The 13,078-nt window shown below is 57.9% G+C and carries 11 protein-coding genes, 1 tRNA gene and 1 pseudogene; 5 read left to right on the top strand and 8 right to left on the bottom strand.

Annotated features, from left to right (window positions below; genetic code table 11):
• Window positions 1-64 precede the first annotated feature (64 nt).
• Window positions 65-883 carry an inositol-phosphate phosphatase gene (suhB, locus tag ACM1ZW_RS14240; protein WP_123582276.1) on the top strand — a complete coding sequence of 273 codons (819 nt, stop codon included), beginning with the start codon at window positions 65-67 and terminating at the stop codon, window positions 881-883.
• 283 nt (window positions 884-1,166) lie between these two features.
• Here the strand turns inward: suhB and ltrA are convergent, their stop codons facing one another.
• The 7 genes from ltrA to queA all read right to left on the bottom strand — a co-directional run bounded on the left by ltrA (window position 1,167) and on the right by queA (window position 9,042).
• Complete coding sequence (gene ltrA / locus ACM1ZW_RS14235) at window positions 1,167-2,459, bottom strand: group II intron reverse transcriptase/maturase (protein WP_017341082.1); 1,293 nt, start codon at window positions 2,457-2,459, stop codon at window positions 1,167-1,169.
• Between the two features lie 496 nt (window positions 2,460-2,955).
• Window positions 2,956-3,504 carry a glycine zipper 2TM domain-containing protein gene (locus ACM1ZW_RS14230; protein ID WP_017340321.1) on the bottom strand — a complete coding sequence of 183 codons (549 nt, stop codon included), beginning with the start codon at window positions 3,502-3,504 and terminating at the stop codon, window positions 2,956-2,958.
• A 120-nt stretch (window positions 3,505-3,624) separates the two neighbouring features.
• The gene (gene secF, locus ACM1ZW_RS14225) at window positions 3,625-4,539 is read right to left on the bottom strand and encodes a protein translocase subunit SecF (protein ID WP_017340322.1); all 915 of its coding nucleotides are present in this window, start codon (window positions 4,537-4,539) and stop codon (window positions 3,625-3,627) included.
• 9 nt (window positions 4,540-4,548) lie between these two features.
• Window positions 4,549-6,417 (bottom strand): protein translocase subunit SecD, encoded by a 1,869-nt coding sequence (gene secD / locus ACM1ZW_RS14220; protein WP_414879450.1) that lies wholly within the window; start codon window positions 6,415-6,417, stop codon window positions 4,549-4,551.
• Between the two features lie 63 nt (window positions 6,418-6,480).
• The gene (gene yajC / locus ACM1ZW_RS14215; protein ID WP_007916913.1) at window positions 6,481-6,819 is read right to left on the bottom strand and encodes a preprotein translocase subunit YajC; all 339 of its coding nucleotides are present in this window, start codon (window positions 6,817-6,819) and stop codon (window positions 6,481-6,483) included.
• A gap of 43 nt (window positions 6,820-6,862) precedes the next feature.
• Complete coding sequence (gene tgt, locus ACM1ZW_RS14210) at window positions 6,863-7,978, bottom strand: tRNA guanosine(34) transglycosylase Tgt (protein ID WP_162491076.1); 1,116 nt, start codon at window positions 7,976-7,978, stop codon at window positions 6,863-6,865.
• Between the two features lie 14 nt (window positions 7,979-7,992).
• Window positions 7,993-9,042: a tRNA preQ1(34) S-adenosylmethionine ribosyltransferase-isomerase QueA gene (queA, locus tag ACM1ZW_RS14205; RefSeq protein ID WP_414879449.1), complete on the bottom strand. Its 1,050-nt coding sequence runs from the start codon at window positions 9,040-9,042 to the stop codon at window positions 7,993-7,995.
• Between the two features lie 107 nt (window positions 9,043-9,149).
• Between queA and ACM1ZW_RS14200 the strand changes: the two genes are divergently transcribed.
• The 3 genes and pseudogenes from ACM1ZW_RS14200 to ACM1ZW_RS14190 all read left to right on the top strand — a co-directional run.
• Window positions 9,150-9,234: transfer RNA gene (locus ACM1ZW_RS14200), tRNA-Leu, on the top strand.
• A gap of 163 nt (window positions 9,235-9,397) precedes the next feature.
• A complete protein-coding gene (locus tag ACM1ZW_RS14195) occupies window positions 9,398-10,726 on the top strand; it encodes a tyrosine-type recombinase/integrase (RefSeq protein ID WP_416740739.1) in 1,329 nt (442 codons plus the stop codon).
• 981 nt (window positions 10,727-11,707) lie between these two features.
• A pseudogene (locus ACM1ZW_RS14190) lies at window positions 11,708-11,930 on the top strand (integrase); the annotation flags it as partial.
• Window positions 11,931-11,949: 19 nt separating this feature from the next.
• Here ACM1ZW_RS14190 and ACM1ZW_RS14185 read toward each other — a convergent pair.
• Complete coding sequence (locus ACM1ZW_RS14185) at window positions 11,950-12,171, bottom strand: hypothetical protein (protein ID WP_017338155.1); 222 nt, start codon at window positions 12,169-12,171, stop codon at window positions 11,950-11,952.
• A 311-nt stretch (window positions 12,172-12,482) separates the two neighbouring features.
• Here ACM1ZW_RS14185 and ACM1ZW_RS14180 point away from each other — a divergent pair, with 311 nt between their 5' ends.
• On the top strand, window positions 12,483-12,998 hold the full coding sequence (locus ACM1ZW_RS14180; RefSeq protein ID WP_017338154.1) for an Hcp family type VI secretion system effector: 516 nt from the start codon (window positions 12,483-12,485) through the stop codon (window positions 12,996-12,998).
• Window positions 12,999-13,078: the final 80 nt, after the last annotated feature.

The raw sequence follows: 13,078 nt of genomic DNA, 5'->3' as shown, positions 1-13,078 counted from the left end.
TTCACCTGTAGAAAAGTTCTGATAGAATGCCCGGCTTTCTTTAACAACCTTAGGTGACACATCCATGCAGCCCATGCTGAATATCGCGCTGCGCGCCGCCCGCAGCGCCAGTGAATTGATCTTCCGCTCCATCGAGCGCCTGGATACCATCAAGGTCGACGAAAAAGACGCCAAGGATTATGTATCCGAGGTGGACCGCGCCGCTGAACAGAAAATCATCGACGCGCTGCGCAAGGCTTACCCGAACCACTCGATCATGGGTGAAGAAACCGGCATGCACGCCGGCACCGGGATCGAAGGCGAAGAATACCTGTGGATCATCGATCCGCTGGACGGCACCACCAACTTCCTGCGCGGCATTCCTCACTTCGCTGTCAGCATCGCCTGCAAATACCGCGGTCGCCTGGAACACGCTGTTGTCCTGGACCCGGTTCGCCAGGAAGAATTCACCGCCAGCCGTGGTCGCGGCGCTCAACTGAACGGTCGTCGCCTGCGCGTCAGCGGTCGCACCAGCCTCGACGGCGCCCTGCTGGGTACCGGCTTCCCGTTCCGTGACGACCAGATGGACAACCTCGACAACTACCTGGGCATGTTCCGCGCCCTGGTTGGCCAGACCGCCGGCATCCGCCGTGCCGGCGCGGCGAGCCTGGACCTGGCTTACGTGGCAGCGGGCCGTTTCGATGCATTCTGGGAGTCGGGCCTGTCCGAGTGGGACATGGCTGCAGGCGCCCTGCTGATCCAGGAAGCCGGCGGTTTGGTGAGCGACTTCACCGGCGGTCACGATTTCCTTGAGAAAGGCCACATCGTTGCCGGTAACACCAAGTGCTTCAAGGCAGTGCTGACGGCGATCCAGCCGCACCTGCCAGCCTCGCTGAAGCGCTAAGCTTCTCGCGACAGAAAAAGCACCCTTCGGGGTGCTTTTTTTTATGCCTGGAATCCAACCTCAAGAACACCACAAACCAAATGTGGGAGCCTGCTCGCGATGGCTGAGCCACATTCAACATTGATGGAGGCTGACACACCACTATCGCGAGCAGGCTCGCACACAGGGGATTTGTGGTGATGCATGAATTCCGGGCATCGGCATAGGGGACGGCTTCATAGGCCGCTCCCCTGCCACACCACCCGGCATGCGGGTCCGCACCGGGCGGTTCGAGAGATTGAGGTTATGAGAGGCGCGCCAATCCCAGCCTGTCGAACCACGCAATATTCAGCACACGATTCAACTCAAAACGGCTATTACGCCACCAGCGATGAGAGTTACTGGCCACCCTCTGCGCCACCTGCTGGCTCGCCCCCAGTGTCCGCAGCTCTCGATAGATCGTAGGGCCACGCTTCCACTGCCTGAGCTGGATCGCTCTCAGTCGATGTCGTATCCATTCGTCCAGCTTGCGCCAGACTGCCGGTGTTTGCGACAACGTGAAGTAGGCTTTCCAGCCCAAAAGATAAGGCCGGAGATTATCTGCGACCTGTTGCAAGCTACGCCCGCAGGAGCGCCGGGTAAGCCAGCGGATACGCTGCTTGAACTGTTTCTGCGCCTTATAAGAGACCGCGCGCTTGACTTCACTTCGGGCTGACCACAACTCATAGCCCAGAAACTTGCGACCAAACGCGCTCGTCACTGCACTCTTGCTCTCGTTGACGCTCAAGTGCAGCTTTTCGTACAGCCGCCTCAGCAGGGCCATTACCCGCTGCCCCGCCTTCTGACTGCGCACATACACGTTCGCATCGTCGGCATAGCGCACGAAACAATGGCCTCGGCGTTCAAGCTCCCGATCCACTTCGTCCAGCAGCACGTTCGCCAACAACGGCGACAGTGGGCCGCCTTGCGGCGCCCCGCAGCGGCTTTTCTCGACCACGCCATTGATCAGCGTTCCCGCATCCAGATAGGCGCGAATCAGCCGGATAACCGCCTGATCCGTAATCCGTTTGCGCAAACGATCCATCAAGATGTCGTGATCGACCCGGTCGAAGAACTTCTCCAGATCAACATCCACCACCACTTTACGTCCTGAAGAGGCATAGCGCTGAGCCGCTAAAACGGCGTCCTGCGCACAGCGTCCCGGACGGAAGCCGTAGCTGTGTTCACTGAAGGTCGGATCGAGTAATGGCTGCAAGGCTTGCAGCAACGCTTGTTGGATCAAACGGTCGGTGACCGTTGGGATACCCAACTCGCGTTGACCGCCGTCAGGTTTGGGAATGACCACACGCCGTACCGGACTGGGCCGGTAGACTCCTGAAAGAAGCTGTTCACGAATCCCCGCCCATTGGGTCAGCAGGTACTCGGCCGTCTGATCAATATCCAGACCGTCGACTCCCGCTGCACCTTTGTTGGCCTTGACCCGTTTCCACGCCCGTTTCAGGTTTTCTCTCGCAAAGGCCCGTTCCAGCAGCCCTTGTCCTGCGTTATCGGGTTCATTTTGCGGGCGATTGACCTCGTCGCTGACAGGATTTCTCACGGTTTCACCGCTCGTTATCTCCGTCCGCCCCGCGTTTGGCAGGCATCTGACTTCCGGTCTTTCGCATCAACATGGCCTATGACGCTTTCTCTCGTTCGGCCCTTCGTCAAAAAAAAGACTACTACGGCCTCTGCTGACTTCTCGCTCCGACTCGCGCCGTCGCCCTTTCAGGCACAAGGCGAGATCTCCCCAGGTAAGAACGCAATCCTTCACCGCACAACCGCCGGATTTACGCTGCCTGACCCTTGACCACAAGAGCTTCGCGGTTTTATGCCCGCTCGCCCTGGTCGGCTTCGCCTTGTATCCGGTTCTTGTACATCGGCTCGCGGTTTCGATTCACGCTTCCTCCCCACACTCGGTCGCCCTCATGCAGTTGCGCTTCACTTCGTTCGCTGTGGTCAGCTTACGGCGGGACTTTCACCCACAAGATTGCGCCCATGCTGGGCGCACACAAAAAAAGCACCCCGAAGGGTGCTTCTTTTTGAATCCGAGCGATTTATTGACCCTGCTGATTCTGCGACAGGATCAACTTGCCTTCCTTATCGACCGGAATCTGGTTGCCCGGATCACGGTCCATCCGCACCTTACCTTCCTTGCCATCCAGCGAATAACGAACGTCATAACCCACAACCTTGTCGCTGATGTCATTCACAGTGTTACAGCGAGTTTGAGTCGTGGTGTAGGTGTCACGCTCCTGCATACCTTCCTGAACCTTGTTGCCGGCGTAACCACCACCGACCGCGCCCGCAACCGTGGCAATTTTCTTGCCGGTGCCGCCGCCGATCTGGTTACCCAACAGACCACCAGCCAGTGCACCTACCACCGTACCCGCGATCTGGTGTTGATCTTTCACCGGCGCTTGCCGGGTTACCGTGACGTCCTTGCACACTTCACGTGGCGTCTTGATTTGTGTCTTGACCGGTTCAACGGCTAGAACTTGCGCATACTCAGGGCCGCTTTTAACCAGGCTGTAGGTGGCAACAGCACCCCCGGCAGTCACACCGACAGCACCCAATACCGCACCAACCAGCAACGACTTGTTCACATGAACCTCCTGACCATCACCCGCGGAACATGTCCGCGCTTCTCCCAGCCTTGGAGCACAAAAAAAGGCGCGAGTTCAACTCGCGCCTTTTTCGGGCTGACAGCCGGAAAACGATGGCCGTTATGGACGGTCGTCGATTTCCTTGTCAGTGGCCACTGGAGCAATCAGGTCTTCGGTGCTCAGGTTCAGCCAGATCAGCACCACGTTGGCGATGTAGATCGACGAGTAAGTACCCGCCAGAACACCGATAAACAGGGCGATGGAGAAGCCGAACAGGTTGTCGCCGCCGAAGAACAGCAGGGCCGCGATCGCCAGCAAGGTGGAGATCGACGTCGCCATGGTCCGCAGCAGGGTTTGCGTGGTCGAGATGTTGATGTTCTCGATCAGGCTGGCCTTGCGCAGCACCCGGAAGTTCTCACGAACCCGGTCGAATACCACGATGGTGTCGTTGAGCGAGTAACCGATGATCGCCAGCACCGCCGCCAATACCGTCAGGTCAAAGGTGATCTGGAAGAACGACAGGATACCGATGGTCACGATCACGTCGTGGATCAGCGAAACGATGGCACCGACCGCAAACTTCCACTGAAAGCGGAAAGCCAGGTAGATCAGGATGCCGCCCAGCGCCATCAGCATGCCGAGGCCGCCCTGGTCGCGCAGCTCTTCACCGACCTGCGGGCCGACGAACTCGACGCGCTTGACCGTCGCCGGGTTGTCGCCGCCGACTTTCAGCAGCGCTTCAGCCACTTGATGGCCCAGCTGCGGGTCTTCACCCGGCATGCGCACCAGCAAATCGGTCGTTGCACCGAAGCTCTGCACGATCGCCTCGTGATAACCCGAAGTAACCAGTTGCTCACGCACCTTGGTGACATCGGCCGGACGCTCGTAGGTCAGCTCGATGAGCGTACCGCCGGTGAAGTCCAGGCCCCAGTTCATGCCCTTGGTGGCGACGCTGAACAATGCCAATGCCGTGAGGAACAATGTGACGCCGAACGCAACGTTGCGAACGCCCATGAAGTTGATTGTACGTAACATGGCAGCCCCTTAAATCCACAACTTCTTGAAGTCACGACCGCCGAAGATCAGGTTGACCATCGCGCGGGTCACCATGATGGCCGTGAACATCGAGGTAAAGATCCCGAGGGACATGGTCACTGCGAAGCCTTTGACCGGGCCTGTGCCCATCGCAAAGAGAATCCCGCCGACCAACAACGTTGTCAGGTTGGCGTCGAGAATCGCGGTGAATGCCCGGCCGAAGCCTTCATTGATTGCCCGCTGCACGGTCATGCCCGCCGCGATCTCTTCACGAATCCGCGAGAAGATCAGGACGTTGGCGTCGACCGCCATACCCATGGTCAACACGATACCGGCGATACCCGGCAGGGTCAGCGTTGCACCCAGCAGCGACATCAGGGCCAGCAGCAGCACCATGTTCACCGCCAGCGCGACGGTGGCGATGATGCCGAAGAAGCGGTAGATGGCGATGATGAACAGCGAGACAAACAGCATGCCCCACAGCGATGCATCGATACCCTTGACGATGTTGTCGGCACCCAGGCTCGGGCCAATTGTGCGCTCTTCAGCGAAGTACATCGGTGCAGCCAGACCACCGGCACGCAGCAACAGCGCCAGTTCGGACGACTCGCCCTGACCGTTCAGGCCAGTGATGCGGAATTGAGCACCCAGCGGCGACTGGATGGTCGCCAGGCTGATGATCTTCTTCTCTTCCTTGAAGGTTTGAACCGGTACGTCTTTCTCGACGCCGTTAACCACTTGCTTGACGTAAGTGGTAACCGGACGCTGCTCGATGAAGATTACCGCCATGCTGCGACCGACGTTGCTGCGCGTTGCGCGGCTCATCAGCTCGCCACCGTGACCATCCAGACGGATGTTCACTTCTGGCGTGCCGTGCTCGCCGAAGCCAGCCTTGGCGTCAGTCACCTGGTCACCAGTGATGATCAGGCCACGCTCGATCTGTGCCGGAGGACGGTTGCCTTCACGGAACTCGAACGTCTCGGAAGTGGCTTTCGAAGCGCCAGGCTCTGCAGCCAGACGGAATTCAAGGTTGGCCGTCTTGCCGAGGATACGCTTGGCTTCTGCGGTGTCCTGCACGCCCGGCAGCTCAACCACGATGCGGTTGGCGCCCTGACGCTGAACGATCGGTTCGGCAACACCCAGCTCGTTGACGCGGTTACGGACCGTGGTCAAGTTCTGCTTGATGGAGTATTCGCGGATTTCCGCCAGCTTGGCCGGGGTCATCGCCAGACGCAGCACCGCCTGACCATTCAGGTCGGCCGGCACAATGTCGAAATCGTTGAAGTTCTTGCGGATCAGTGCGCGGGCCTGTTCGCGGGAAGCTTCATCAGCGAAGCCCAGCTGGATGGCACCGTTGAGTTGCGGCAGGCTGCGATAGCGCAGTTTCTCTTTACGCAACAGGCTCTTCACATCGCCTTCGTACACTTTCAAGCGTGCGTCGAGGGCTTTGTCCATGTCCACTTCCAGCAGGAAGTGCACACCACCGGACAAGTCCAGACCCAGCTTCATCGGGTGCGCGCCGAGGCTGCGCAGCCACTGCGGAGTGGTTTGTGCCAGGTTCAGTGCAACGACGTAGTCATCACCCAATGCCTTGCGCACGACGTCTTTGGCCGGCAGCTGGTCTTCAGCCTTGGTCAGACGAATCAGACCGCCCTTGCCGTTGGCCGCCAGCGTGGCTGCCTTGACGTTGATCCCGGATTCCTTGAGCGCAGCGCTCACACGGTCCAGATCAGCCTGATTGACTTGCAGCGCAGTGCTTGCGCCGCTGACCTGAATGGCCGGGTCATCAGGATATAAATTGGGAGCGGAATAAATCAGACCGACCGCCAGCACCGCCAGGATCAGAATGTATTTCCACAGAGGGTATTTGTTCAGCATCACGCCGCCCGCTTATGACGCGGGGCGCCTTGCGCGCCCCGTCGATTGAGTAGAAGTTGAAACTTAGATCGCTTTCAGCGTGCCTTTTGGCAGCGTGGCGGCAATAGCGCCTTTCTGGAACTTCATTTCGACGGTGTCGGAAACTTCCAGAACCACGAAATCATCAGCCACTTTAGTGATCTTGCCGGCGATGCCGCCGGTGGTCACAACTTCGTCGCCTTTCTGCAGGCTGCTCAGCAGGTTCTTCTGCTCTTTGGCGCGCTTGGCCTGTGGACGCCAGATCATCAGGTAGAAGATGACCAGGAAACCGACCAGGAAAATCCACTCAAAACCGCCACCCATAGGGCCGGCAGCGGCCGGTGCAGCAGCGTCAGCCATGGCATTCGAGATAAAAAAGCTCATTTAGCACTCCAGTTGCAAATGTTGAATCTTGGGGTCAGAAAACTCAGTCCAAAGGCGGAACAGGTAACCCGCGTTTGGCGTAGAAGGCATCGACAAAGGCGGCCAATGTACCCTGTTGAATAGCCTCGCGCAAACCAGCCATAAGCACTTGATAATGACGCAAGTTATGGATGGTATTGAGCATGCTTCCCAGCATTTCGCCGCACTTGTCCAGGTGATGCAGATAAGCGCGGGAGAAGTTCTGGCAGGTATAGCAATCGCAGGTCGGATCGAGCGGCGAATCATCATGGCGATGGAACGCGTTACGGATCTTCAGCACACCAGTATCAATGAACAGATGCCCATTGCGGGCATTACGGGTTGGCATCACGCAATCGAACATGTCCACACCGCGGCGCACACCCTCAACCAGATCTTCCGGTTTGCCAACGCCCATAAGGTAACGAGGTTTGTCAGCCGGCATCTGGCCCGGCAGGTAATCCAGCACCTTGATCATCTCGTGCTTCGGCTCGCCTACAGACAAGCCGCCGATGGCCAGGCCATCGAAACCGATCTGGTCGAGGCCTTCCAGCGAACGCATGCGCAAATCCTGGTGCATGCCACCCTGAACGATGCCGAACAGCGCCGCCGTGTTGTCGCCGTGGGCTTCTTTCGAACGCTTGGCCCAGCGCAACGACAGCTCCATCGACACACGAGCGACGTCTTCATCGGCCGGGTACGGCGTGCATTCGTCGAAAATCATCACGATGTCCGAGCCCAGGTCACGCTGGACCTGCATCGACTCTTCCGGCCCCATGAACACCTTGGCGCCATCAACCGGAGAGGCGAAGGTCACGCCCTCCTCCTTGATCTTGCGCATAGCGCCCAGGCTGAACACCTGGAAACCGCCGGAGTCGGTCAGAATCGGGCCTTTCCACTGCATGAAATCGTGCAGGTCGCCGTGCTTCTTGATCACTTCGGTGCCCGGACGCAGCCACAAGTGGAAGGTGTTGCCCAGAATGATTTCCGCGCCGGTCGCGACGATATCCCGCGGCAGCATGCCCTTGACGGTGCCGTACGTGCCCACCGGCATGAAGGCCGGGGTCTCGACAGTACCGCGTGGAAAGGTCAAACGACCGCGACGAGCCTTGCCGTCGGTAGCAAGCAACTCAAACGACATACGACTTTGGCGACTCATTCTTTGTCCTCAGGGCCACGTGGTGCGGGGTTACGGGTGATAAACATCGCATCACCGTAGCTGAAAAAGCGGTATTCATGCTCCACGGCAGCTTTATAGGCGGCCATGGCTTCGGGATAACCGGCGAACGCCGAAACCAGCATCAACAGCGTGGATTCGGGCAAATGAAAGTTGGTGACCAGGGCATCGACCACATGAAACGGCCGGCCCGGGTAAATAAAGATGTCCGTGTCGCCACTGAACGGCTTGAGCACGCCATCGCGCGCGGCACTTTCCAGGGAACGCACGCTGGTGGTCCCCACGGCCACCACGCGACCACCGCGAGCACGGCAAGCGGCGACGGCATCGACCACGTCCTGGCCGACTTCCAGCCACTCGGTGTGCATGTGGTGATCTTCGATCTTCTCGACCCGCACCGGCTGGAACGTGCCCGCGCCCACGTGCAAAGTCACGAACGCCGTCTCGACGCCCTTGGCGGCAATCGCCTCCATCAGCGGCTGATCGAAATGCAACCCCGCCGTCGGCGCCGCCACCGCGCCCAGGCGCTCGGCGTACACCGTCTGATAACGCTCGCGGTCCGAGCCTTCATCCGGGCGGTCTATATAAGGAGGCAACGGCATGTGCCCGACGCGGTCGAGCAGCGGCAACACCTCCTCGCTAAACCCCAGCTCGAACAACGCATCGTGACGCGCCAGCATCTCGGCTTCGCCACCGCCGTCGATGAGGATCTTCGAACCCGGCTTCGGCGACTTGCTGGAGCGTACATGGGCCAGCACGCGATGGCTGTCCAGCACCCGCTCCACCAGGATTTCCAGCTTGCCGCCGGAAGCCTTCTGGCCAAACAGCCGCGCCGGAATCACCCGGGTATTGTTGAACACCATCAAATCGCCCGGGCGCAAATGCTCAAGCAAATCAGTGAATTGACGGTGTGCCAGGGCGCCGCTGACCCCATCAAGGGTCAACAGGCGACTGTTGCGACGCTCGGCCAAAGGGTGGCGAGCAATCAGCGAATCAGGGAGTTCGAAAGTAAAGTCAGCAACGCGCATGATGGGGTTCGTCTAGCAGGGCCCGGAAGTCTAGCGGAAATAGTGAAAATTCTCCATGTACCTGATTGACCGACGGTTATCTCATCTCTATACTTCGCCGCCATTGAGCCCTGATGGCGGAATTGGTAGACGCGGCGGATTCAAAATCCGTTTTCGAAAGGAGTGGGAGTTCGAGTCTCCCTCGGGGCACCATTTGCAGTACATAGACGACTACCAGCGTCTACGCAACACCCCTAGAGCCCGCTAACTGCGGGCTTTTTGGTCTCTGGGGTTCCACCCCCATCTCTTGCAAGCCAGCGTCTTTTTGGTACATTTTTGAGTACAAATCCAGTTCGAGAACGGGAGATGTACACAGATGCCACTGACCGTCTTGCAGATCAAAGCTTCCAAGCCTGCCGAAAAGGCATTTACCCTGAGTGATAGTTCGGGTCTTGCCCTGCTGGTGAAACCGAACGGCAGCAAGTATTGGCATTTCCGTTATCGCTTCCAGGGCCGCGCTGCCCGCATGTCTCTGGGTGTCTACCCGCATGTTTCCTTACAGGAGGCTCGTGAACTGGCGACAGAGTGTCGCAGCCTGCTCAAACAAGGGACCAACCCCGGAACAAAACGCCGCGATGACAAGCTGCAGCAGCAAGAAGCGGGACTCAACACCTTCAGTCGCGCGGCGGAATACTGGTATCAGTTCAAGTCCGACTCCGGACGCAGCCCCGCGACGCTGAAGAAAATCCGCGACTACCTCGATAAAGATTTGCTGCCCTCCCTGGGTGAGAAGCAGTTGAGCGTAATTACCCGAGGTGACTGCGCCAACCTACAGGCCAGCATCGAAAAACGGGGCGCCTTCAACGTCGCAGACAAAACCCGAACCTGGCTCAAACAGATTTTTAGTCAAGCGATCGCACGCGGCCTGTGCGAACACAATCCAGCCTCCGAACTCCATGCCATTGCGATAGCTCCACCGCCAACTCAGCACTACCCACATCTGCACGAAAACGAACTGCCTGAATTTCTCCAGGCCTTGAGCAAGACCACCAGCCGGTTACCAGCGAGGATTGCGTCATGGATGACGATTTTGACCGCTAGCCGCCCCGGGATGGTTCGCTACGCAAAATGGGAGGAAATTGATTTCGAGGAAGGGATATGGACCATCCCAGCCGCCCGCATGAAGATGCGCAGAGACTACGTCAGCCCTCTACCTCATCAACTGATCGCTATGCTCATCAAGCTGAACCAAAGCACTGGACGCAGCCAATATCTATTCCCGGGCAATGGCGAAAAACAGCCGGTCATCAGTGAAAACACGATCAATCTGGTGTTCGCCAAGATCGGCTATAAAGGACGACTCGTCAGCCATGGCACTCGCCATACAGCAAGCACGCTGCTGCGCGAACATGGTTGGCTGAAGGACCATGTCGAAAGCCAGCTGGCTCACGTCGAGGGCGGCATCTCTGGTGAGTACAATCAAGCCCTATACCTACCGCAACGTCGGATCATGATGCAGTGGTATGCAGACTATCTCGATGCCCTCAAAGAAGGCATTACAGCCAACCTTCGCGATCAATTTGATACTCGCGTTAATCAGTTCCTCGCTCGCCCTTCTGCACCGCCTCTAACAGCATCCCATGCACACAAAGATGATCCTCCCCAAAAGTTGCCTATCGAGACAGAATCAACGGCGACTCAGTGATCACTTGATGCCTCACGAATTCGACCCGCTCGACGACAACCTTGCAAAACTACCGTGGCGCATTCCAACACTGGTAAGCCAATGAGATCACCGCAGTCCGCCCTTCCACGCGGGTCCATCCAAACAGGGCTGCAAAGCCGCCCTGTTTGGATGGACCTCACTTAAGAAATCTAAAGCCCGCGCAAACTGTCTGTGGAAAACCACTGATTTCCACCGGTGGATAATTTCATCCACCGCCGCAGAACTCCCGAAAATTGGAGTCTTGACCTCAATTATCCACAGGCGTAGAAAAGATCGGGCAAAGCGCTGTCGTTGACAGCAACCCAGGTAGCCAGAACCTTTAAGGCTACGCCACACCGTGGTGGTTCTCCCAAAGTGCGATGAGCGTCCGGCGGCTCGCACGGTCACAGCGATGTGATGGATGCCTACTTTTACCAGCGTGCCCACTGCGGCAACTCATTCCCTTTCATAGCTGCCCTGCAGCAACCTATCCGCTTGGCCATTTCCTTGCGCCAACCTGCGCCCGTCTCTTTCTCCCGGAAAGAGACGGGCGCTCCTACCGCTGCTGCAGCCCAACTCGTACAAGGCTTTGCGGCATTTCCCCTCGTGACAATCGGCGTGACAAACACCGAAGTCACCAGCAACAGCGATGCAGATGATGGTGCCGCAGCCCAAGGAATGGACTGCACCTGACTGACAGTCAGGGATGCCCCGGTCATCGCCTCACTGCCTTCACCTGACTCAGGATCCCACGGCGCTGGTCTCGTCAGCCAATGCAACCTCCGCCCGCCCACCGGTAACGGTGTTCAGGAGGCCAGATCATGAGATGCCCAAGCTCCCGGTCGTAAAGAGCCGTCAGTCCCGCGTTAGTGGACAACCCTCACAGGTCGCAGGGGCCTTGATCCCTGATAACACTCAACATTCTTGGCGGGATGACGTGGGGAAAGTTTTAAAAGTTTTGGCTTCGAGAGGAGTTTGATCATGGCATTGGTCGGTAGACGGGACGGGCGCAATTTTGGCTATGGCCGACAACTGAGTTATGCCGGGCCGCAGGCCCTCCGCGACCTGTTTGGCGGTGAGCATTACGGCACGGTCAAAGCGCACAGTGATCGCTGGCAGGCGTTTGTGCGGTGGTGTCGGTCGGAGGATGGGCCAGGGTTCAACGATGCGCGGCAGATTGATCGGCAGATCTTGTTGGACTATCCCGAATCGCGTTTTGCCAATTATCCGTACATGTATAAAAGGTCATCGATCAGCTCAAGCTCTTGTTGTGTGTACGGCGCTTTTTGGTATCGGCGAATGGCCTCAAGTACCCCTTTGATAGGCACTTGCCGCGCTGGATCATGAATGACTTCGATCAGCCGACCATAAGCAGGATCTCTTCCCTCTAAGTATTTTTCGGCTAGCTCTGCGAGTGATAGACGAGCTTGTAGATCGGTTAGCATTGGTACTTCTCCGGTCCAGCATTACCTTCAACTACCTTGATGCGAATTGGGAGGTTATGAAATTCTCTTTCTTCGCACAGTGAGCGCCATCATTGGGCCATTGTGCGCAAGAAGTTGCGCAGTGGTGCGCAATTTCTTGCGCACTTTCTTCCGATTATGGTTGTAAAAAACTCGCTGAACGGCGAGCCAGGGCCGGCAGGCCACCGGCGTCTGGCACTTCACAAAAGCTGGCACGCTCCTTGATAACAGTCAGGCACCCACCGGGCGATACCGCCTCCCGGGCACCCTAACTTTTAGCAAGGAGCACATCCATGGCTACACCAGCGTACATGTCCGTCACTGGCGAAAAACAAGGTCTGATCACTGCCGGCGCGTTCACCGCCGACTCGGTTGGCAACACCTACCAGGAAGGTCACGAAGACCAGGTCATGGTTCAGGCTTTCAACCACGACGTAATCATCCCGCGTGACCCGCAGTCCGGCCAACCGACCGGTCAGCGCGTACACAAGCCCGTCGTGATCACCAAGGTCTACGACAAGTCTTCGCCACTGCTGCAAGCTGCGCTGACCTCCGGCGAGCGCATGAGCGAAATCGTTATCCAGTGGTTCCGTACTTCAGCTCAGGGTACCCAAGAGCACTACTACACCACCAAACTGGAAGATGCGATCATCGTCGCCATCAACAACAAAATGCACAACTGCCAGGATCCGTCGAACTCCCACTTCACGCACCTGGAAGAAGTGCAGTTCACCTACCGCAAAATCACCTGGACCCACGAAGTATCCGGTACTTCGGGTTCCGATGACTGGCGTCAACCAGTCGCTTAATCGCGGCTGACCGCTTCACGCATCGGCCAGCTCTGCTGGTCGATGTTGTTTACGCCTTTCCAGAATTTTGCGTCTGCTAA

This window comes from Pseudomonas sp. NFX71 (assembly GCF_048079215.1).
In the GTDB taxonomy this organism is placed as follows: Bacteria; Pseudomonadota; Gammaproteobacteria; order Pseudomonadales; family Pseudomonadaceae; genus Aquipseudomonas; species Aquipseudomonas fluorescens_B.
This window is presented reverse-complemented; position numbering and strand designations above follow the sequence as displayed.